This is a genomic window from Actinoplanes sp. NPDC051470 (assembly GCF_040682035.1).
Classification (GTDB): Bacteria; Actinomycetota; Actinomycetes; order Mycobacteriales; family Micromonosporaceae; genus Actinoplanes.
Genome location: NZ_JBFBAA010000015.1, coordinates 22,862 through 43,982, shown reverse-complemented (window position 1 = coordinate 43,982; position 21,121 = coordinate 22,862). Strand labels below are relative to the sequence as shown.

The 21,121-nt window shown below is 72.8% G+C and carries 21 protein-coding genes; 8 read left to right on the top strand and 13 right to left on the bottom strand.

The window, feature by feature from the left end; all coding sequences use genetic code 11:
• Positions 1-477: hypothetical protein (locus AB0M54_RS25440; protein ID WP_364474134.1), on the top strand; the 477-nt coding region annotated here is incomplete at its 5' end.
• A 231-nt stretch (positions 478-708) separates the two neighbouring features.
• A complete protein-coding gene (locus AB0M54_RS25435) occupies positions 709-966 on the top strand; it encodes a hypothetical protein (protein ID WP_364474132.1) in 258 nt (85 codons plus the stop codon).
• A gap of 409 nt (positions 967-1,375) precedes the next feature.
• Here the strand turns inward: AB0M54_RS25435 and AB0M54_RS25430 are convergent, their stop codons facing one another.
• The 3 genes from AB0M54_RS25430 to AB0M54_RS25420 are packed head-to-tail and all read right to left on the bottom strand — an operon-like array spanning position 1,376 to position 5,285.
• Positions 1,376-2,185: a DUF3152 domain-containing protein gene (locus AB0M54_RS25430; protein WP_364474130.1), complete on the bottom strand. Its 810-nt coding sequence runs from the start codon at positions 2,183-2,185 to the stop codon at positions 1,376-1,378.
• A gap of 41 nt (positions 2,186-2,226) precedes the next feature.
• The gene (locus AB0M54_RS25425; protein WP_364318302.1) at positions 2,227-3,315 is read right to left on the bottom strand and encodes an alpha/beta hydrolase; all 1,089 of its coding nucleotides are present in this window, start codon (positions 3,313-3,315) and stop codon (positions 2,227-2,229) included.
• Positions 3,312-5,285, bottom strand: a complete 1,974-nt coding sequence (locus AB0M54_RS25420) for a Daple (protein ID WP_364318300.1) — start codon at positions 5,283-5,285, stop codon at positions 3,312-3,314. Before AB0M54_RS25420 ends, AB0M54_RS25425 begins: the two co-directional genes overlap by 4 nt.
• Positions 5,286-5,434: 149 nt before the next feature.
• On the opposite strand from AB0M54_RS25420, the gene AB0M54_RS25415 reads away from it, so the two are divergent.
• From AB0M54_RS25415 to AB0M54_RS25405, 3 genes are all read left to right on the top strand, one after another.
• On the top strand, positions 5,435-6,094 hold the full coding sequence (locus AB0M54_RS25415; RefSeq protein ID WP_364319023.1) for a TetR/AcrR family transcriptional regulator: 660 nt from the start codon (positions 5,435-5,437) through the stop codon (positions 6,092-6,094).
• 37 nt (positions 6,095-6,131) lie between these two features.
• Positions 6,132-6,356, top strand: coding sequence for a DUF3107 domain-containing protein (locus AB0M54_RS25410; protein WP_364318299.1), 225 nt, complete (start codon positions 6,132-6,134; stop codon positions 6,354-6,356).
• A gap of 248 nt (positions 6,357-6,604) precedes the next feature.
• Entirely contained in the window at positions 6,605-8,428 is a 1,824-nt protein-coding gene (locus tag AB0M54_RS25405; RefSeq protein WP_364474128.1) for a DEAD/DEAH box helicase, read from the top strand.
• Positions 8,429-8,554: 126 nt separating this feature from the next.
• On the opposite strand, the gene AB0M54_RS25400 is transcribed toward AB0M54_RS25405, so the two are convergent.
• Entirely contained in the window at positions 8,555-8,854 is a 300-nt protein-coding gene (locus AB0M54_RS25400) for a DUF2470 domain-containing protein (RefSeq protein WP_364318295.1), read from the bottom strand.
• On the bottom strand, positions 8,851-9,504 hold the full coding sequence (locus tag AB0M54_RS25395; RefSeq protein ID WP_364318293.1) for a biliverdin-producing heme oxygenase: 654 nt from the start codon (positions 9,502-9,504) through the stop codon (positions 8,851-8,853). Before AB0M54_RS25395 ends, AB0M54_RS25400 begins: the two co-directional genes overlap by 4 nt.
• 93 nt (positions 9,505-9,597) lie before the next feature.
• Between AB0M54_RS25395 and AB0M54_RS25390 the strand changes: the two genes are divergently transcribed.
• Positions 9,598-10,731, top strand: a complete 1,134-nt coding sequence (locus AB0M54_RS25390) for an SAM-dependent methyltransferase (RefSeq protein WP_364474126.1) — start codon at positions 9,598-9,600, stop codon at positions 10,729-10,731.
• On the opposite strand, the gene AB0M54_RS25385 is transcribed toward AB0M54_RS25390, so the two are convergent.
• The 3 genes from AB0M54_RS25385 to AB0M54_RS25375 are packed head-to-tail and all read right to left on the bottom strand — an operon-like array spanning position 10,720 to position 12,216.
• The gene (locus AB0M54_RS25385; protein WP_364474124.1) at positions 10,720-11,700 is read right to left on the bottom strand and encodes a hypothetical protein; all 981 of its coding nucleotides are present in this window, start codon (positions 11,698-11,700) and stop codon (positions 10,720-10,722) included. The genes AB0M54_RS25390 and AB0M54_RS25385 overlap by 12 nt on opposite strands.
• Positions 11,693-11,905: a heavy metal-associated domain-containing protein gene (locus AB0M54_RS25380; protein ID WP_364318287.1), complete on the bottom strand. Its 213-nt coding sequence runs from the start codon at positions 11,903-11,905 to the stop codon at positions 11,693-11,695. Before AB0M54_RS25380 ends, AB0M54_RS25385 begins: the two co-directional genes overlap by 8 nt.
• A 14-nt stretch (positions 11,906-11,919) precedes the next feature.
• Positions 11,920-12,216, bottom strand: a complete 297-nt coding sequence (locus AB0M54_RS25375; RefSeq protein ID WP_364318285.1) for a metal-sensitive transcriptional regulator — start codon at positions 12,214-12,216, stop codon at positions 11,920-11,922.
• 73 nt (positions 12,217-12,289) lie between these two features.
• Between AB0M54_RS25375 and AB0M54_RS25370 the strand changes: the two genes are divergently transcribed.
• Entirely contained in the window at positions 12,290-13,246 is a 957-nt protein-coding gene (locus tag AB0M54_RS25370; protein ID WP_364474122.1) for a C40 family peptidase, read from the top strand.
• On the opposite strand, the gene AB0M54_RS25365 is transcribed toward AB0M54_RS25370, so the two are convergent.
• Positions 13,235-15,358 (bottom strand): DEAD/DEAH box helicase, encoded by a 2,124-nt coding sequence (locus AB0M54_RS25365; protein WP_364318282.1) that lies wholly within the window; start codon positions 15,356-15,358, stop codon positions 13,235-13,237. The two genes, AB0M54_RS25370 and AB0M54_RS25365, sit on opposite strands and share 12 nt — an antisense overlap.
• 86 nt (positions 15,359-15,444) lie before the next feature.
• On the opposite strand from AB0M54_RS25365, the gene AB0M54_RS25360 reads away from it, so the two are divergent.
• Positions 15,445-15,834: a hypothetical protein gene (locus tag AB0M54_RS25360; RefSeq protein ID WP_364318281.1), complete on the top strand. Its 390-nt coding sequence runs from the start codon at positions 15,445-15,447 to the stop codon at positions 15,832-15,834.
• Here the strand turns inward: AB0M54_RS25360 and AB0M54_RS25355 are convergent.
• The 4 genes from AB0M54_RS25355 to AB0M54_RS25340 form a co-directional block, all read right to left on the bottom strand.
• Complete coding sequence (locus AB0M54_RS25355) at positions 15,806-16,528, bottom strand: SDR family oxidoreductase (protein ID WP_364318279.1); 723 nt, start codon at positions 16,526-16,528, stop codon at positions 15,806-15,808. The genes AB0M54_RS25360 and AB0M54_RS25355 overlap by 29 nt on opposite strands.
• 266 nt (positions 16,529-16,794) lie before the next feature.
• Positions 16,795-18,093 carry an MFS transporter gene (locus tag AB0M54_RS25350; RefSeq protein WP_364474120.1) on the bottom strand — a complete coding sequence of 433 codons (1,299 nt, stop codon included), beginning with the start codon at positions 18,091-18,093 and terminating at the stop codon, positions 16,795-16,797.
• 125 nt (positions 18,094-18,218) lie between these two features.
• Positions 18,219-19,172, bottom strand: coding sequence for a glycerophosphodiester phosphodiesterase family protein (locus AB0M54_RS25345; RefSeq protein ID WP_364474118.1), 954 nt, complete (start codon positions 19,170-19,172; stop codon positions 18,219-18,221).
• Positions 19,173-19,238: 66 nt separating this feature from the next.
• A complete protein-coding gene (locus AB0M54_RS25340; protein WP_364474116.1) occupies positions 19,239-21,041 on the bottom strand; it encodes a serine/threonine-protein kinase in 1,803 nt (600 codons plus the stop codon).
• Between the last annotated feature and the right edge of the window lie 80 nt (positions 21,042-21,121).

The window sequence follows — 21,121 nt, the reverse complement described above, 5'->3', positions numbered from 1 at the left end:
GGCGCGGCCTTCGCGACCGACGCCTTAGCAGGCGCAGCCTTTGCGGCCGTCGCCTTCGATGCGGTCGTGCCGCGCGTGCTCCGGGCCGTCTCGGAGGGCGCCGGCCGAGCCGACCCGGCCGAGGTCTTCCCGGTTGACCGGGAGGCAGCCCGGCTGGCGGTCGACTTGTTCGCAGCCGCGCGGGACGCTCCCGACTCGTTCCGCGAGGTGGTCCCGCCGGTCGACTTCGCTCGCGCGGTGGCCCGGCGCTGGCTGCTCCCCGACTCCGTGGAACTCCGCGCCGGGATACTCGCCGTAGTCGACCGCCGCGAGTTGGAGGCGGCAGCCGCCACCCTCGGCACCGGCTCGCTGTTGCCGTCCGGGTCTTCCGGCTCATCCACCCGAGCGGTGACCGCCTCGGGTTTGCCCCCAGGGATGGCGACCAGCCCCTCGCCCACTCCCCGCGCAGCGTCGTCACCCGACGCTGTCTCTGCGTGAGGGGCTGCGACCAGGCCCTGAACCGGCTCCCCCGCCTTCTCGGCCCGGGTCTTCTCCGTGCTCGCCTTCTCGCTACTCATCGCCTCGGGGCCCGGCTTCCCGTCGCTCGCGTCCGCGGGCTTGGGCGACGGCTTCGTGCTCGTGACCGGGTGGGCAGTTTGGGCAGCAAGTGTTAGGGCCGGCTTCGAGGCCGGCGCCGGGCGACCAGGAGCCTGGACGCCGCGAACTGCCTTGGCAGGCGGCGCCGAGCGGGCCTTCGTCTGTTTCCCGTCCGCCGTCACCGGCTTGGCCGACGACGCCGGGCGAGGCGCGGCCGGCTTCTTGGCCGGGGCCGAGCCGTTTGAGATCTTGACTCCGCCGGACGCCACCGGCTGGGCGGACGAGGCCGGGCGGGTGGCCGGCTGGCCTGGGCGGGCGGCGGCGGTCAGCTTCGCCGGCGAGGGGGGCGCGGTTGGTTGGAAGCGGCCGTCCGGGCCGCGCACCGGCTGAGGGCCGGAGGACGTGGCGGGAGGGCGGGCGGGGGTCACACCTGTGGTCGGGCGGGCAGCCGACCGTGAGGCGCGCCGGGGGATCGCCGTCGTGTGGTCCCGGATGGACAGATCCTCAGCGGCGGCCCGAGGGTCTGCGGAACCTTTTGTCGCCTTTGCCATAACATAAGCCAGAGTGCCACGACCTGGGGCTCGTCACAGGCGTTTCCCGACTCCCCGTGCGAACCGCCCCATTCGTTCGCCGAAGGACGGCCTACCGCCCGCCGAAGCGCCACCCGCCCAGCGGCCGGACAACCGGCTCGGTCAGCCGAATCGGCTGGCAGCGCCCGGCTCAGAGCAACGAGCGCCTCGTGACACCGGCTCCAAAGCGATGAGCGCCCTATGACACCAGCTCCAAAGCGACGAACGCCTCAGATGCCGCGGCCCGCGTAGGGCCGGTTGGCGCGCCGGGGCCACGCGTAGGGCACGCACCCGCGCAGGGACAGGGTCTGCTGGACCATCACGGGGGCCGCGGCTCCGCGCTGGGGGCAGTCCTGGTGGCCCTGGCCCAGTTCGTGGCCGACCTCGTGGTTGATCACGTACTGCCGGTAGGTGGTCAGGGGCACCTTGGCCGCCACGTAGGGGGCCGCGGACAACCGCCACCGGTCGAGGTTGATGATCACGCGGGCGGTGGTGCGGCAGGAGGTGTACGGCTGGCCGCGGTCGCGGATGTCGAGGCCGCCGGCGGCGCACATGGCGGCGGCGGTGTCCCGGGTCGTCAGGTAGATCACGAAGTCGGAGGGCTCGGCGCCGCCCACCCGCTGGAGTCGCAGCTCGCGGTTGCCGATCCAGCTGCGCGGGTCGCCCAGGGTCGACTCGACGGCGGCGGCGAAGGCGTTCGGGTCCTCGTCGCTGCCCCGCTCCACGGCCACCTTGAAGCGGCGGACCGGGCCGGCGTACCCGAGGACCTTGCCCCGGCCGGTCGCGTACCCGAACGTGCGTTGCCCGCGGGCCGGCACCGGGCCGACCAGACGGACCGGGTCGGTCTTGAGGAAGGTGCGCGGCGGCGTGGGCGTGGACGAGGCAGGCGACGGGGACGGAGCGGCGCCCAGCGGCGGGGCGGATGGTTGCGCCAGCCGCTGACGGACCAGGCCGGCGACGGCCACCAGGATCAAGATGATCAAGGGTACGGCGAGCACCCACCGGCGATCCGGTGCCTGGTGCCTGCGGACGATGGTCATCGCCTCCAGCGTCGCACAGAAGCTGATCACGCACCGGGCACTCAGGCCGCCGGCGAAGCCTCCCCCAGCGAGGCGGCCGAGGCAGCCGAGGCGGGTGGGCCGGGTGAGGCCGGTGAAGCGGCCGAGGCGGGCGAGGCGGCCGGGGCGGGTGAGGCAGGCGAGGCAGGCGACACGGAAGGGCCAGGAGGGGCGTCGAGCATGCCGACCACCGCCCGCGCGACCAGCCGGGGCACCTCCATCTGGGCCACGTGACCCACCCGCGGCAGGATCAGCAGCCGCCCGTCGGGCACCACCCGCGCCACCTGCGCCGGCACCCGCGGGTCGATCAGGCTGTCGGAGAGGCCGCCGATGACCAGGGTCGGCGCCGTGATCCGGGCGGCCAGCCGCCACTGCGAGCCGGCCCCGGGCAGGTAGGCGCGGACGAAGCTGGAGACCAGGCCGCGCAGCGTACCCAGATAGGCCTTGGGGTAATGGGCGACCGTGTGGCGGAGGCGGATCTCCTCGGTCGCCTCGGCCCGGCGCTGGGCGTGCACCAGGGTGACGTCGCCGAAGCAGGCCGCCAGCACGTCGTCGGTCATCTGCTCGACGGTCATCCGGGCCATGCCGTGGGCGAAGAGCCGGTCGGCGCGGGGCAGCGCGAGCAGCGGCAGGATCGGGCCGTGGGCGGTGCGGCGCGGGTCGAGGAACGGCATGGCGGGGGAGATCAGGGTGAGGGTGCGTACGAGATCAGGACGCAACGCCGCGACCCGGACCGAGATCGACCCGCCCAGCGAGTTGCCGACCAGATGGACGGGCCCGCGACCCTCGTGCTCGAGGTAGGCGATCAGCAGGTCGGCGAAGGCGGGGATCGAGTAGCGCTTGGTCGGGTCGCTGTAGCCGAAGCCGGGCAGGTCGACCGCCTGGCCGTCGAACCGGTCGGCGAGCAGCGCGGCCACGTCGGTGAAGTTCTGTGACGAGCCGCCCAGCCCGTGCACGTAGACGGCGGGCTCGGCCGACGGGCTGGTCGCGGCGGTGTCGCGGACGTGCATCATCGCGCCGTTGATCACGACCTGGCGCGGCGGCCACGGCGGTGGCGGGACCGCGCCGTCCGGCGGCAGCGCGCTGTCGGCGGCCAGCTGAGCACCCTTCATCGAGACAAGAGTGCCTCCAGCCGCCGGTTCGTGGCGGCCAATGTGGCGCGGACCATCGCGTGGCGTCCGTCGTTGCCGACCATGGCCGAACCGGCCAGCTGTTCCACCCAGCCACCGCAGGACATCAGCAGCACGACCACCGCGACCTGGTTGGAGCCGAACGGGACGGCCCCGGCGTGTTCGACGAAGCACCGGGCCGGACCCTCGGGCCGGCGGTCGGCGGCGACGAGCAGGTCGTTGATCGCCTCGGTGGTGGCGGTGGCGCAGAGCCGCAGCAGGTAGCCGTCCACGGCCGGGCCGGTGGCGATGCCCTTGGCCGCGCGGCCGCCCATGATCAGCCGCACCTCGACCGACGCCTCGGTGCCGAAGGTGGTCACCTGCACGTTGTCGATCATGACGCGCGGCACCGGCTCGTGCCCGATGTCGAGCGGTCCGGGCGGGCCGGGCTCGGTCTCGGCGCCGGGCTCGTCGAGGGTCGGCGGCTGCGGCATGGTCGGCATCCGGCGCAGGTCGCCGGCGGGCGCGGGGGCACTGCCGGCGATCGGGTCGGCCGGGCCGGGCTGGCTGGGCACGAACGCGGCGGGCATCGGGGTGGTCGGCACCGACGCCGAGGCGATCGGCGCGGGGTGGGGTGGCAGCGGCCCGGTCGGCTGGTCGCTGCCGCCCTGCGGCGCGGCGTCCAGGCCCATCCGGTCTTGCAACAGCCGGGCCACCAGACGGCTGACCTCGGCCGGGTCGGCGCCCTCGGCCAGGTCGAGGCGGAGGCTGTTGGCGCCGGCGGGCGTGGTTCGCACCATCGCGTCGCGGACGCCCGCGACCTCGCGGACGGCGGCCAGGATGTCCTGGACGTCGAAGCCTTCCTGCCGCTCGTCGGGGTCGAGCAGGTCGTCGCGGCGCAGGCGGTTGGCGATGCGGGCGAGCTCGGGCGTCTCGGCCGAGGGCTCGACCAGGGCCGGCTCGGGCACGGTGGGCACGTTGGGCACGTCCGGTTTGGCCGGGACCCGCTGGGGCAGGGCGTTGGCGGCGTCCTCCGCGGTCGTGGCGGCCTGACCGGGGTACGCCACCGGCGAGGCGTACCCACCGGCGGACGGCGCCACGGCCGGCCCGGGCGGCGCTTCGTACGGGAGCCGGCGCGGGAACGTCACCGGATCGTAGGGCTGGCGCACCCGAGGGGCATCCGGGCCCTGGCCGGAGTCGGACGACGGCGGCTGGATGTGTGGCAGGCCCGCGACGGGTGTGGGGTCGAGGGCGTGCCGGGCCGGCTCGTTGCGGCGGCCGGGCGGGGGCGCCGCGCGCACGGCCGGAAAGGTGGTCTGCTGGTTCGCGGCCTGGGGCCGGTAACCGTTGTCGTCGTCCAGGTCACCCTCATAGGGGTACGGCGGCGCGCTGCTCGGCGTGGGCGGGTCGAGCAGGGCCGGGGCGGGTGGGCGCTCGTCGTCACGTGGCCGGCCGGGCGCAGGGCGGCGGTCCTCGTCGTCCTGCAGGGTGTCGGGCCGGGACAGGTTGTTGAACCGGGCCGGCGCGAACGGCTCGTTGCCGCGGGTGCCGGAGAAGTGCTTGAGCAGGTCTTCGTATCGGCGGTTGCTGTCCGACCAGCGGGGCGCGCCCGGCTCGGACCCGGCGGACGGCGGCTCGGGCTGGGGCGGCGGCGCCTGGGACGAGTCGGCGGGCGGAGCACTGCGCTGCTGGGGCGCCTGCGCGCCCGGGAACGGATGAATCTCGGCACTCCCCGGAAATGGACGGACGTCACCGGACGGCCGCTCGCCCGGCGGCTGCCGGGTGAAGGGCCGGATCTCCTGCGCGGGCCGGCGCCAGGAGGGCACGTCATCGTCGGACTCATCGCCCTGATCCGCCGCGGACGACCACGGGCTGCGGGAACTCGCCCAGCCGTTCAGCAGGGTGCGGTCGCGCGCATCCGCGCCGCCGCCACCCGCTGCCCCGGTGTCACCGGAATGCCCTGTTTCGTCCACCGCGCGCTCCTTGCTCGCCCCCGCTGAGGCTACCGTGTGAGGGCAGTGGCGATAAGTTGCAGCGTCGCGACAATTGCCCGGCCGAGGGTTACGACCCGACCGGGCGGGCGATGAGCGGGGGACCCTGGCTTGAAGAGGTTGGAGAGATCATGACCACTGCGTCCGGCGGGGCTCAGACCGCGCGGCCCACGCGTCTTCCCCGGTCAGCCCGGCGCAAACAGCTGCTCGCGGCCGCGCAGCAGATCTTCGTGGCCCATGGCTACCACGCTGCGGCGATGGACGACATCGCGGAGCGGGCCGGCGTCTCCAAACCGGTTCTCTACCAGCACTTTCCCGGCAAGCTTGAGCTCTATCTGGCCCTGCTGGACACGCATTGCGACGCGATAATCGCCAAGGTGCAAGATGCGATGCACGCCACACCGGACAACAAGGAACGCGTCCGCGGGGCCGTCCGTGCCTATTTCGACTTCGTCGACCATGAGAGTGAAGCCTTCCGGCTCGTCTTCGAGTCCGACCTGCGCAACGACCCCCAGGTCCGCGAGCGGGTCGAGCGCGTGGAGCAGGGCTGCATCGCGGCGGTGACCGAGACCATCATCTCGGACACCGGCGTCAGCCGGCCGCATGCCGAGCTGCTCGCCTCCGGGCTCGTCGGCGCCTCCGGCCAGAGCGCGCAGTGGTGGCTGGCGCACGGCCGGCCGACCCCCAAGGGCGAGGCGGAGACCCTGGTCACGTCCCTGATCTGGCGGGGTATCGCGAGCTTCCCGCTGCAGGACGGGTCATCACCGGGAACGGCTGAGGAAATCGGCTAGCCTTCATGCGGAACACCACTTCGTCAAGGAGGACCCCGTGGAGGTCAAGATCGGCGTGCAGTATGCGTCGCGTGAGCTGACGCTCGAGAGCACACAGACCCCGGCGGAGGTCGAGCAGGCGGTGTCCGAGGCGATCGCCAAGGACGGCCTTCTTTCGCTCACCGACGAGAAGGGCCGCAAGGTCATCGTGCCGGTCGCCAAGATCGCGTACGTGGAGATCGCCGAGAGCACCAGCCGGCCGTTCGGCTTCACCACCCGCTGACTCGCCTCGTCACGGCCGGGCGCCTCCAGGGCCAGTTCCTGTGCGCCCGGCCGCTATATCACGCTCCCGAGCAGCCAGATCTCTTGGTCGGGTAGACTTCACCTGTTGCCGCCGACGTTGATCTCTTCTGACGTCCCGCCGCGACAGCGCGTGCGGCCCGCGACTTCGGTTCGCGTGTGGCCCGCGCCCTACCCGAAACGCGCCCAGGACTTCGACGGGCGCACCACGAGAGGCACCCGTAGAACTTCATGAGTGAGATCGAGAACATCGAGACAGAGCCCGCTCTGGTCCCTGTGCTGAGTCGCGCCCCCGTCCGCGCCGACAGCCCGACCTTCGCCGAGCTCGGCGTCCGGGCCGAGACCGTCGAGGCGCTGGCCAAGGCCGGCATCACCCGGGCCTTCGCGATCCAGGAGTACGCCCTTCCGATCGCCCTGCGCGGCACCGACCTGATCGGCCAGGCGCCCACCGGCACCGGCAAGACCCTGGGCTTCGGCCTGCCCCTGCTGGAGCGGGTGCTCGCCCCGTCCGAGGGCGCGGACGGCCAGCCCCAGGCGCTGGTCGTCGTACCGACCCGTGAGCTGGGCCTCCAGGTGGCCCGCGACATCGCCGCGGCCGGCGCCACCCGCGGCGTGCGGGTGCTGCCGATCTACGGCGGTGTGGCCTACGAACCGCAGGTCGACGTGCTCAAGAAGGGCGTCGAGATCCTGGTCGGCACCCCCGGCCGCCTGCTCGACCTTGCCAAGCAGAAGATGCTGAAGCTGAAGAGCATCAAGGCGCTCGTGCTGGACGAGGCCGACCGCATGCTCGACCTGGGCTTCCTCGAGGACGTCGAGAAGATCCTGGCCATGCTCCCCGAGCAGCGTCAGACGATGCTGTTCTCGGCGACCATGCCCGACCCGATCGTGGCGCTGTCCCGCCGCTTCCTGACCCACCCGGTGACCATCCACGCCGGGCACACCAGCGAGAGCGGCCCCAGCCCGCTGACCAAGCAGGTGGTGTACCGCACCCACCCGATGAACAAGCTGGAGATGGTCGCCCGCATCCTGCAGGCCAAGGACCGCGGCCTGACGATGATCTTCACCCGCACCAAGCGGGCGGCCGACCGGGTCGCCGAAGATCTCGACTTCCGCGGCTTCGCCGTCGCCGCCGTCCACGGTGACCTGGGCCAGGGCGCTCGCGAGCGGGCCCTGCGCGCGTTCCGCACCGGCAAGATCGACGTGTTGGTCGCCACCGACGTCGCCGCCCGCGGCCTGGACGTCTCCGGTGTGACGCATGTCATCAACTACGACTGTCCCGAAGACCCGGACACCTACACGCACCGCATCGGCCGCACCGGCCGGGCCGGCGCCACCGGTGTCGCGGTGACCTTCGTGGACTGGGAAGACATGCCGCGGTGGGTACTCATCGACAAGTCGATGGGGCTCAGCATGCCGCAGCCGCCCGAGACGTACCACACCTCGCCGGCGCTCTACGCCGACCTGGACATCCCCTCCGACATCTCCGGCACGCTGCCGACCGCCGTCCGCACCCGGGCCGGGCTGTCGGCCGAGGTCGAGGAAGACCTGGGCGGTGGCCGTCGGCCTCGCCGGGACGCCGGTCGCAGTGGGGCCGGCAGCCGCCGGGGCCGCCGCGACGCGCCCGGTCCGGCGGCCGAGGCCCCGGCGCCCGAGCGCAGTGAGGCCGACGGGCCCAAGCGGCAGCGTCGCCGGCGCCGGCTCGAGGGCGAGGACGACAACGTCGCCACACCCGCCGACGCCACGACCGAGACGTCGCCGGACGCGCCGGTGGCCGAGGTCAGCAACGAGGAACGCCCGCGGCGTCGCCGGCGCACCGCCGCCGCCCCGACCGAGATGCTCTTCTCGGCCGGCGACGACGACACCGCGGTGGAAGCCACCACCGAATCGGCCGGCGACGGCGACGGCGACGGCGATGAGGGCGGTGACGGCGATGACCGTCCGCGCCGCCGGCGTCGTCGGGGTGGCCGAGGCAACCGCGGGTCCGGCTCGGGCAGCGCCACGGCCGAGATGTCCGGCGGCTCCGAGGCCGGCGTCGGAACCACGGCCGAGGCGTAACATCGCTCCCCCTCGCGGCCGGTGACCCCGGCCGCGGGTGGGGTTGACGCCGTTCCCTGCTCGACCGGCGCCGTCCGGCCGCGGAAGGCTGGGAGTGGCCGGGCGTACCCGTCAGATCTGGATCTTTCAGTGTCGAGGCGTGACGCCCAGCGCGGTGCAGGCCTCGTGATACATGCGGACCGCCTCGGCGCGGACCTGGCGGCGCTCGGTCAGACGCTCGCTGAACGGGATGCGGATCGGCACCTCGACACCGTTGATGGCGGCCGTGAAGTCCATTCCGTCGGCGTCCATCCCGGACATCCGGGCCGCCGTCGCGTCGCCGGCGCCGCCCAGACCACGCACGATCAGCACGTTGTCGTCGGCGTGGTCGCCGTTCATGTGCTGGGCGATCTGCGCCACCACCTCGGGCGGGAACGGGTCGGTCACGTCCAGCGCTCCTTGAGCTCGGCCAGCACGGCGATGTTGTGGCGGTACGCCTCGGCCACCTCGTCGAGGAACTCCTGCTCCTCGGCGGCCGCCCAGGTCAGCGCGTCGAGCATCTCGCGGTAGCGGGTGCGGAAGGCCGCCGGCCGGATGCCGTCGAACACGAAGAACCGGTGGCCGTCGCCGTTCAGCCCGTACGACCTGGCGATGGCCGGGCCGAGATATTGGCCGCCGGAGAGGTCGCCGAGGTAACGCGTGTAGTGGTGCGCGATGAACGCCGGCGCCCGGTCGAACGCCACCTCGCGCAGCCGGGCGGTGTAGGCGCGGGTGGCCGGCAGCGCCACGACCCGCGACGGCCAGTCGGGGCCGACCAGGAAGGCCAGGTCGGCGGCGAGGGCGGGCTCGCGGCGCAGCTCGGGCCGCACGAAACCGCCGGCCACCGGGTCGTCGAGCTGGGCCAGCGCCGCCGCCTCGAGGTCGCGGTAGATGAACCAGTGCTGCGCGGCGAGATCGGCGTACGCCTCGCGGGGCAGCCGCCCGTCGGCCAGCCGGTCGAGGTAGCCACTGCCCATGGCCGCCTCATGATCGGCACGGGTGCCCGAGCGCAGCCGGACGGACAGCCGCTCCGCCTCGGTCGGTTCAGCGACTGACATCCGGCAACCCCTCGGTCTGGCTCGGTCTTCGCCCCGTGAGTTAGGTCAGCCTAACCGATGGGGGCGATCTTTCGAACGGGGCAGAATGGTGGGATGCCCCAGTCCCTCGACACCATCCTGGCCGAAGTTCGTGACCTGTTGCTCGACCCCGCGCTGACCCGGGCCGTGGCGGCCGGCAAACGGCGCGGTCAGGAGCCTTCGGTACGCCGGGCCGAGCTACGCCCGGTGTCGCTCAAGGGCGGCACCAAGCTCCAGATCGTCACCGACGACGGCGCGCGCCCGTTCACCCGCAACGTCTCCCCCGGCCCCGAGGCGGCCGCGGCGGTCGACGAGCTGCTGGCCGAGCCGTTCGGCAACTGGCATGTCGAGACGACCGCGGCGACCGTGCAGGTCCGCATCACGAAGAAGGGCGACGCCCAGGTGCACCGGGCGGCGGCCGACCGCACCGACGCCGCGCCCCGCGAGCACGACCGGGCCAAGCAGTGGCTGCTCGACCCGGGCGACCCGCTGTTCCGGGTGCTCGGCGCCACCGCGGCCAAGCGCCGCCAGGTCGACGCCTTCCTCCGCGCGCTCGCCGCGACGCTGCCCGCCGAGCTGCCGTCCCCGCTGCACGTCGTCGACCTGGGCTGCGGCAACGCCTACCTGACGTTCGCGGCCTACCGCTATCTCGCCGACCGCGGCGGTCAGGTCCGGGTCGTGGGGGTCGACGTCCGCGAAGATCAGCGGGTACGCAACACCGCTCTCGCCGAAGCGCTGGACTGCGCCGATGACGTGACCTTCGTGGCCGGCACCATCGAGGACGCCTCGGTCGACGTGCGCCCCGACCTGGTCCTCGCCCTGCACGCCTGCGACACGGCGACTGATCAGGCCCTGGCCCGCGCGGTCCGCTGGGACGCGACCTGGGTGCTCGCCGCGCCGTGCTGCCACCACGACATCGCCGCCCAGCTCAAGGCCCACCCAGCCCCCGAGCCGTACGCCGAGGTGACCCGCCACCCGATCCTGCGCGAGCGCTTCGCCGACGTGCTGACCGACACGCTCCGCGCGGCCCTGCTCCGCGCCGAGGGCTACAAAGTGGACGTCGTCGAGTTCGTCGACTCCGCGCACACCCCGCGCAACCTGCTCCTGCGCGCTCGTCACACGGGCGCCCCCGGCCCGCGTGACGAGTACGACGCCCTGACCGCGCAGTGGGGTGTGACCCCGGCGCTGGCCACGTTGCTATCCGACTGAGGCGGTCCATGAGGCGGTGTGCACCTTGCCGCCGACCTGGAAGTCGAAGAACATCCGGTAACGGCCCGGCCCCGGTGCGGCCAGCCAGAACTTGACCTTGCCGTCGGCCAGCGTCGCCTCCGGGTGGACGTGCACGTAGCCGAGATCACCCTCGCGCATCACGACGAGGTGGCCGAACGCCCCGAGGTAGGGCTCCAACGTGGCCGGTCGGCCCGCCGACGTCACGGTCATGAAGAGCGGCTGGGTCACCCCGACCCGCGGCTGCCCCTCGTACGCCACCTGGAACTCCCCGGTCACCGCCTGCTGCACCGGCGCGGGCAGCGCCACCGGCCGGTAGTCTCCCGGCACGGTCAGGTCGGCGCCCAGCGTCACCGGCACCTGCCGGCCGCCGACGATCGCGGTGAAGTCGGCGACCGCCCGGTAGCTTCCCGGCCGGGCGAGGGTCAGCGGGATGCTCCAGGTGCCGTCCGGCGCCATCGTCGGGTGCACGTGCTGGAAGACGGACAGGTCGCGCCGGATCACGATCAGGTGCAGCGGCTTGTCGTGCACGACCGCGAACGTGGTGATCGCCGCGTTCCCGGCCCCACGGATCGCGAACGAGAAGTCTTGCGTCCGCCCGGCCGCGAAGGTCGACGACTTCGGCGCCAGGGTCAGGCCCGCGCTGGTCAGGCTCAGCCCGCCGACGTCGGCGCTGCCCGACCCGCCGCCCGGCGTCACCGACCCGTCGGCGTTGTGGACGTGTGGCGCCTGACCGGAGTCATCGTGGGACGGCGCGGCGGCCGGCGCGTTGTGGCCGTGGCCGTCAGCCGCGGGCTGGGCCGGGGCGCTGGACGCGGCCGGCGACTCGTTCAGCCGCCCGATGCCGTACCCGGCGAACAGCACCACGATCAGCACGGCGCCGAAGACGGCCAGCTTGAACGCGGCGCTCTGTTCCCGGGCCGGCGGGCGGTTCAGAACGTCCTCAGACATCGGCGAGCTCGTAGCCGGCCTCGTCCACCGCGGCCCGTACCGCGTCGGCGTCCAACGGCGCCACGCTGGTCACGGTGACCACGCCGGAGCCCAGGTCGACCTGGACGTCGTCGACGCCGGACAGCCCGCTCAACTCGTTCGTCACCGCGCTGACGCAGTGGCCGCAAGTCATTCCGGTGACGGTGTAGGTGGTGGTCACAGACATTGTCGAATCCTCCGTCAGCTCTTGACCAGGCGGGCGATGGCGTCGGACGCCTCCTTGACCTTCTCGGTCGGGTCGCCCGCCCGGGCGGCGTCGACCACGCAGTGCGCGAGATGGTCTTCGAGGAGACCCACCGCGACCGCCTGGAGGGCGCTCTTGGCGGCGGAGATCTGCGTCAGCACGTCGATGCAGTAGGTGTCCTCGTCGACCATCCGCTGCAGCCCGCGGATCTGGCCCTCGATGCGGCGCAGCCGCCCGAGCAGCGCCTGCTTGTCACCGGAGTAGCCGTGCGGCCCGGCGTGGTCGTCACTCATGCCGCCAGCATACCCCCCACCCGTATCCCACGGTCAGCCGTCCCTTTGGGCGATTTGTCTCGTTGAAGCCGACGTGCACCGTCTCATCATCGTGATCTTGCTGGCCGCCGTCGCCCTCGGTTCCCCGGCCCACGCCGCCGACCGGCCGTCGACCGGCGAGCTGGACCAGCGGATCACCGCCGCCGCCCACCGCCTCGAGGTGATCGTCGAGCAGTACAACGAGTCCCGTGAGGACCTCCGCGCCAACCTGGCCCGGCAACGGACGCTCGGCGCCCGGATCGGGCCGATGACCGAGGACCTGCGGCAGCGGCGGCACCTGATGAGCGGGCTGGCGGCGCGCACCTACCAGCGCACGGTTCGCGGCCCGACCGTCGCCCTGTTCAGCGCCGACGACCCGCACGAGTTCGTCGCGAAGATCGTCGGCCTGCACGAGCTGGCGGCCCAGCAGCAGCGGGCCGTCCGCGACCTGGACCTGGCCCGGCAGCGGGTGGCGGGCACCCGCACCACCCTCCGGCGCCTGGCCGACCAGGAACGGCGCGCCCAGACGCAGCTCAGCGCCCGGAAGACCCTGGTCGAGGGCGAGATCGCCGCGCTCGAGCAGATGCGCCGGGTCGCCTACGGCGGCGGGTCTCGATATGCCGCGGTCTTCCGCTTCCCCGCCCCGCCCGACCTCGCCGGCGCCGGCGGCAAGGTCGTGGCCTTCGCCTTCGCCCAGCTCGGCAAGCCCTACCGCTGGGGCGCCACCGGCCCGCGAGCCTACGACTGCTCGGGGCTGACGCTGGCCGCCTGGGAGCGGGCCGGGGTGTCGCTGCCGCACAACGCGGCCCGCCAGTACGGCGCGACCGCCCACCTCGACCGATCCGACATCAAGCCCGGTGACCTGGTCTTCTTCTACGGCCGGATCAGCCACGTCGGCGTCTACATCGGCGACGGCATGATGATCCACGCGCCGGAGTTCGGGGAGAACATCCGCATCGCGCCGATCGACCAGCAACCTATTCACGGCTTCGGGCGCCCGTCATCCCGCTAGTGCCAGCGCGAACGGAAGGACCGCGGTCGCGCCGGCCCGGCGCAGCGCCCGCCCGGCCAGCGTCATCGTCCAGCCCGAGTCGACCAGGCCGTCGACCAGCAGCACCGGACCATCCGGCAGGTCGAGGCCCGGCGGCACGGTGAAGGCGTCGTGCAGCTGGAGGACGCGCTGGGCGCTGTTGCCCCGCGGCTCGTCGCCCGGCCGGTGGTCGAGCGACCCCAGACAGGGCAACCGGCCGACCGACGCGATGTGCTCGGCGAGCCCGCGGACCAGCCGGGTCGAACTCATCGCGACCACCGCGACCGGCCGCTCCGCCCACGCGTCGTCGCCCTGAGCCCACGACTTGAGCGTGCCGACCACCGCGCCGCCGACGTCGTCGGGCAGCGGCCCGTCGTCGCCCTCGACCAGCTCGCGCAGCCGGGAACCCCAGCCCAGGTCGGACAGCCGGCCCACGGCCCGGCCGGCCGCGATCTGTTCGCCCGCCGGAATCTTGCCCTTCAGCTTGACCCCGACCGCGTCGAGGCCGGTGGGCCACATCTTCTTGGGCGCGATCGGCACACCCGGCTTGCCGAGGAAGGCGTGCGCGGCGGCCAGCGCGCCGGGTGACACGTCGGTGTCGAACAGCGGCTCGGCGCAGGTGTCGCACCGGCCGCACGGCGCGGCGTCGGGATCGTCCAGGCAGCGGCGGAGGAATTCCATGCGGCACACGGTCGTGCGCGCGTACTCCAGCATGGTCTCCTGCTCGGCCGTGCGCGCCTCGGCGACGCGACGCAGGCGGGCGGTGTCGTAGGTCCACGGCTCGCCGGTCGCCGTCCAGCCGCCCTTGGTCCGCCGGACCGCGCCGTCCACGTCGAGCACCTTGAGCATCATCTCCAGCCGGGTCCGGCGCAGGTCGACCAGCGGCTCCAGCGCCGGCGTCGACATCGGACGGTCGCCGGACAGGTTGGCCAGGACCAGCCGCACCTGATCTTCCGGTGGGAACGCCAGCGACGCGAAGTATCGCCAGATCGCCCGGTCTTCCGCCCCCGGCAGCAGCACCACCTCGGCGTGTTCCACCGCGCGGCCGGCCCGCCCGACCTGCTGGTAATAGGCGATCGGCGACGGCGGCGCGCCCAGATGCACGACGAAGCCGAGGTCGGGTTTGTCGAAGCCCATGCCCAGCGCCGACGTCGCCACCAGCGCCTTGATCTTGTTGTCCTGGAGGTCTTGCTCGGCCGCGCGGCGCTCGGAGTCTTCGGACTGGCCGGTGTAGGACGCCACGGCGAACCCGCGCGACCGCAGGAAGTCGGCCGTCTCGATCGCCCCGGCCACGGTCAGCGTGTAGATGATGCCGGAGCCCGGCAGCTCTTCGAGATGGTCGGCCAGCCAGCCCAGCCGGTGGGCCGGGTCGGGCAGGGGCAGAACCGCGAGACGCAACGAGTCGCGGTCGAGCGTGCCCCGCAGCACCAGCGCGTCGCCCAGCTGGTCGGCCACGTCGGCGGTCACCCGGGCGTTGGCCGTCGCGGTGGTGGCCAGCACCGGCGTACGCGCCGGAAGCCCCGCCAGGAACGTCCGCAACCGCCGATAGTCGGGCCGGAAATCGTGCCCCCAGTCGGAGACGCAGTGTGCCTCGTCGACCACCAGCAGCCCGGTCGTCGAGGCCAGCCCCGGCAGCACGTTGTCGCGGAAGTCGGGATTGTTCAGCCGCTCGGGGCTGATCAGCAGCACATCGACCTCACCGGCCCGGATCTCGGCGGTGATCTCGCTCCACTCGTCGAGATTGGCCGAGTTGATCGTGCGGGCCCGGATGCCGGCGCGGGCGGCCGCCTCGACCTGGTTGCGCATCAGGGCCAGCAGCGGCGACACGATGACCGTGGGCCCGGCCGGCGGCTCCCCCGGCTCGGCGGCCAGCCCGTCACGCAGCAGGGCGGTGGCCACGAAGTAGACCGCCGACTTGCCCCACCCCGTGCGCTGCACACAGAGCACCCGCCGCCGGTCGATCACCAGCGCCTCGATGGCCCGCCACTGATCGGCCCGCAGGACCGCATGGTCACCGGCGAGCTTGCGCAGCACCTCTTCGGCGCACTCGCGCACCGCCGCCCGTTCCGCGTCGCTGACTGTTGTTTCTGCCACGCCGCATGTCTACCAGCCGCCTCTGACAGTGCCGGAGTTATCCACAGGCCGGATTTCGGAACGCCCCGCGTGGAAGGGTGAGAACCATGTCCAAGACGGTCGCCGAGAAGCTGCAGATCAAGCCCCACACCACGGTCTGGGTGTCCGACCCGGCCAACATCGCGCTGCTCACCCCCATGCCCGAGGGCGTGCGGGAAAGCGACCAGCTGGCCACCGCCAGCACCGCGATCATGTTCGCCGACAACGCCGCGTCGGCCCGCGAGCTGATGGAGACCCACCGGGCCGACGTCACCAAGCCGAACGCGTTCTGGGTCGCCTACCCCAAGGGCGGCCGGGCCGACATCAACCGCGACTCGCTGTGGCCGATCATCGCCGAGTTCGACCTGCGGCCGGCCGGCCAGGTGGCCATCGACGACCACTGGTCGGCGCTGCGCTTCCGGGCCGTCTTCACCGCCCCAGGACCGTCCCCCCGTTGACGTTGATCACCTGCCCGGTGACGAAACCGCCACCCGGCCCCACCAGCCAGCGCACCGCCTCGGCGATGTCGGCCGGCACGCCGGGCCGCCCGACCAGCGTCGAGTCGACCCGCTTGCGGTGCCCTTCCTCGGTCATCCGGCCCAGGAAGAACTCGCTGTCGGTGATGTATCCCGGCGAGATCACGTTGGCGGTGATGCCGTCCGGCCCGAACTGGACCGCGAGGTCGAGCATGTAGCCGTGCAGGGCCGCCTTGGCCGCCGAATACGGCCCGCCGCCACCACGCTGGGCGGCGATCGAGCTGGTCAGGATCACCTTGCCGCCCGGCCGCCGCAGGGCCGGCCGCAACGACTCGGTGAGCAGCACCGCGGTCGTGACGTTGGAGTCGAGGTTGGCCCGCCAGTGCTCGACCAGCCCGCGCGGCGTCGAGTCGTCCCCCGCGACGAACGCCCCCGCGTTGTTGACCAGCACGTCCACCGGCCGCCCACCGACGGCGTCGACCACCCGGCCGACCTGATCCGGGTCGGCCAGATCGGCCGTGACCGCCGAAGCCTGCGGCCCCACCCACGTCACCGCGTCGGCCAGCACCTCGGGCCGCCGCCCCACGATGATCACGTCGTAGCCCTCACCGGCCAACATCCCGGCAATCGCCCGCCCGATCCCGGTCCCACCCCCACTAACCACCCCAAGCCTCATGGGCCGACCCTATCGCCGCTTCCCAACCTCAAGATCAAAACCTTGATGAAGTACGGGCACACCAAAGTCCCGCCTTCGACGCGCCGGCCAGTCGGTGGTCCAGGCCGCTTCTAGCCGCCGGGTCAGCCGGTCCCAAAAGTGGTAGCCCAGAGCGGTATCCGAGGCTCAGATGCCGCGATGGGCTACCACTTCGCTGAGCGCGGGATTCACGACCGGCCTGGCGGCGCCGACCGGGCGTGCGGGCCGGCCGGCGCCGTTGCTAGGCGTCAGCCCTCGGGAGGCCCGATCGATGTCGACGGCCGGGGCGCGGGTGGGTCGGTGGGTTCGGGTGGGTTGGTGGGTTCGGGGGTGGAGGGGTGGAGGGCGTTGGTGGCTGTGCCCAGGGGGTGCCAGGCGGCTGCGGTCAGGACGGTCATGGCGGCGGCCGCGGTCCAGAAGGTGGCCAGGAGGCCGTAGGCCTGGGCCAGGAGGCCGCCGAGCAGGGAACCCAGGGCGGCGCCGCCCAGGTCGAGGAAGGCGTAGACGCCGGTGGCGCGGCCGTACATGGATGGCGGGACGGTGCGCTGGCGGATGGTCACGACGACCGTGCCCCAGACCGCGCCGTGGATGCTGAAGACGACGATCGCGACTGCGGCCAGCCAGGGGTCGGTGGTGGCGGCGAGGGTGGCGTGCAGGCCGACCTCGATGAGCAGGCCGACGCGGAGCAATGCGGTGGCGCCGGCCGTCCGGAGCAGCCAGGGGGCCAGGGCGGTGCCCAGCAGGCCGCCGACCGCGAAGGCGGTGAGCAGCAACCCGTACCCGAAGGAGGACAGGCCCAGCACCGAGCGCGCGTAGAGGACGAAGATGGCGAACGCCGCGCAGAAGACCAGGTTGCCGAAGGCCATGGTCACGGCGATGCTGCGGAGCAGGCGGTGTCCCCAGAGGAAGCGCAGGCCGGCGCGGATGTCTTCGGACAGGGGCCGGCGTTCGACCCGGGCAGGCGGCGGGACCGTGCGCAACCAGGCGATGAGCAGCGCGGAGGCCAGGAAGGACGCCGCGTTGACGCCGAACGGCAGCGCCGCGGCCAGGGCGAACAGCCACGCCCCGAACGGCTTCGCGGCGAACTGGTGTACCACCGTGAAGGTGCCGCCGAGCAGGGAGTTGGCGACCGGCAGGTGGCGTTCGGCCACGATCGTGGGCACGAACGCGGACGACGCCGTGTCGGCCAGCGTCTCGCCGGCGCCGAGGACGAAGAACACGCCGTAGATCAGCGGCACCGACACGAACCCGAGAGCGATCGACGCGGTCAGCAGGGCGATGGCCAGGGCGCGGACGACGTTCACCGCGACGACCAGGCGACGGCGGTCGAGCCGGTCCGCCCACGCGCCGCTGACCAGGGCGAACAGCAGCCACGGCACCTGTTGGGCGAAGACCGCCCCGGCGACGGCGGCGGGGTCGGTGGTCAGGGTGGAGACGAGCAGGGGGCCGGCCACCATGGTGACGCCGTCGCCCAGGTTGGCGACCGCCGACGCGGTCAGAAGTTTGCTGAAGTCCGCGCCGAGACGCACGGATACCAGGGCACGCAAAAGGAGCTCCTCAACGAGGCGGGATGGAGGTCGTATCCGCCTAGCCGCGAGGAAGAAGAGAGGGCTAGGCGAGAACCCCAGCCGTGGTGAGAAGCATCATCAGCGCCCTTCTGACAAGGGAAAGATCAGCCCACGGTAGCGGGCACCCGATGCCGTCGCACGGCGTTTACCGCCGCGACCGCGGTGTCGGGGTGGTCGGTGAAGAAGCCGTCCACGCCCATGTCGAGGAAGTACTCGTACTCCGAGGTGACGTCGCCGCGCCACCCGGGATCGTCGCCGATCCGGAAGGCCGGCGGCAGGAACTGGTTCTCGGCCCGGATCGTCCAGGCATGCACGGCCAGCCCGGCTTCGTGCGCCCGCCGCACCAGCCGCGGGTCGTCGACCAGCAGGTCCTTGTCGGGGCCGATGCCGTACGCGTAGGACGCGATGGCCCCGAGGTCGGCCGGCGGCTCCTCGAACAGGTGGATCAGCCGGATGTCGGTCATCGTGTGGATCCTGGTCAGCGAGGACGCCTCGAACGACTGGATCAGGATGTGGTCGGCGCGGTCGGCGAAACCGTTCCGGTAGAGCGTCCGGACCAGCGGCTCTTCCAGGGCCAGCCCGATCGACGCGAAATGGGACGGGCTCTTCGTCTCCGGGTACACGCCGACGGGACGGCCGAGCCGACGCTCCTCGGCGGACGCCAGGTCGAGGATCTCCTGGAACGTCGGCACGGTGAAGCGGCCGTCGAAGAGGGTGTTCTGCGGGCGTACCCGGGGAAGCCGTTCAACCGCGCGGAGCGTGCGCAGCTCGTGGAGCGTGAAGTCTTCGGTGAACCACCCGCTGACCTCGGCGCCGTCGATGATCTTGGTGGTGCGCCGGCCCGCGAACTCGGGGTGCACGGCGACGTCGGTGGTCTGCGAGATCTCGTTCTCATGCCGCGCGACGAGCACGCCGTCGCGGGTGGAGACCAGGTCGGGTTCGATGTAGTCGGCGCCCTGCCGGACCGCCAGGCGGTACGACTCGAGAGTGTGCTCGGGGCGATATCCGCTGGCTCCCCGATGCCCGATGACCAGTGGCTTGGCCGGTACGTAGTCCACGATCACATTCAACGGTCGAGAGGCGACAAGCGCGTTGGTTTGACGCAACGAACGTGTGAACGCGTGCTAGATCGCGACCGAGAAACCGCCGACGCGGGTGGGCGGAGGCGGCGGCGACGGCCGTACCGGCATCTTCTCGATCTTGGGTTTCGCGGGCTTCCTCCTGGTGGAGGCCGGTTTTCGCTTCGGCTTGGTGACCGGCTTGTCGGCGGTCGCCCTGGGCATCCGCTTGCTCACCCGCGTCGGCTCGGGGGTGGGTTGCGCGGCGGGGGCGGCCTCAGCCTCGATGGTGCGTGCGCCGACCACCTCGGCTTCGCAGGTACGCCCATCGAGCGTGAACGCGAGCGGAAGCGGGTTGGTGCCCCGGTACGCGCCGCGGAGCAGGACGCTCACCGACCGCCCCGGCCCCAGGTTCCGCCGGCCGTGGAAGATCACCCGGCGGCCGGTCTGCGCCACTGCCTGGGCCGGGTTCTTCAAGCGCTGGGTTCCGGGGTACGCGAATTCCATGCGCCAGCCACCGACGGCCCGCTCTCCGGTGTTGACCACGGTCAGGCGCGCCTGGAAGTCGGTGCCGGTGTCCTTCTCGACCCGGTAGCGGACCGTGCAGTCGGCGGCGTGCACAACCCCGGCCGCCGCGCCCGCGGCCGCCGCCGAGGCCTGGGCCGGTCCCACCTCGGCCGGCTCCCCCGCTGCCGTCCAGCTGATGCCGACCACCGCCAGCAGCGCGACCGTGGCCGCGCCGGCCTGCAACCGCAGCCGCCCGGAGAACAGGTCGTGCCGCACCTGCCCGCCCCGGAACAGCCCACCGCCGAGCGGTTTGGCCACACCGACGTGCAGGGCGCCGAGGAGCCGGAGGCCGGCCCGCAGCCGCAGCGACTTGGCCGGCTTGGGCGGCCGCAGCCTCAGCCGGGTGAAGATCGTCTCGACGGCGGTCGGTCGCATCGCCACCGTGGGCTGAGCCGCCGGGGTCGGGGCGTGGTGCGGCCGGCTGAGCACGGCCGTCGGGGCGTCGCTGATCGGCGGGGCGATCGGCGGCATCCCGACGATCGTGCCCAGCCGATCCGCCACCTCCGCCGCCTGCGGGCGTTCGTCCGGCGCCTTGGCCAGGCAGCGCAGGCACAGGTCGGCCACGCCGGCCGGCAGCCCGGGCAGGGTGGGGAAGGGCTCGGGATCGGCGTAGAGGTGGGCGCGCAGCGCCTCGGTGGTGTTCTCGGCCGGCCAGGGCAGCCGGCCGGTGAGCGTGCGGTAGAGCAGGACGCCGAGCGCGTAGATGTCCGCGGCGGGCGAGACGTCGACCCCGCCCAGTCGTTCCGGCGCCAGGTAGGCCGGGGTGCCGAGCAGGCTGCCGTCCGGGGCGGCGTCGCGCTGCCCGACCAGGGCGGAGATCCCGAAGTCGACGACCTTCGCGCCGGCCCGGGTGAGCATCACGTTGGCCGGGGTGATGTCCCGGTGCACGACACCGCAGGCGTGGGCGGTGGCCAGCGCGGAGGCGACCTCGGCGGCCAGGGTGACGGCGTCCCGCCAGGCCATCGGCCCGTTCCGGCGGACCCGCGTGGCGACCGACTCGCCGTCGTTGAGTTCCATCACCACGAACGGGACGGACGCCTCCCCGAAGCCGCCGGACGGCGCCTCCCCGAAGTCGAAGACGCTGGTGATGTGCGGGTGGCAGAGCCGCGCCGCGGCCAGCGCCTCCAGCCGCAGCCGGGCCCGGAAGGCGTCGTCATCGGCCAGCCGCGGCGAGAGCACCTTGACCGCGACGTCCCGGCCCAGCGTCTCGTCGTACCCGCGCCAGACCTCGGACATCCCGCCGGTGCCGAGCTTGTCGACAAGGCGGTACCGGTCCGCGATGCGCCGCCCGATCCGCCCCATATGCCAATTGTGAAACGAACTCCCCATCCGCAGTCGCCGCTCGGAGAAACCGGCCCCGATGTCCGGAGTGGGTCGCCTGG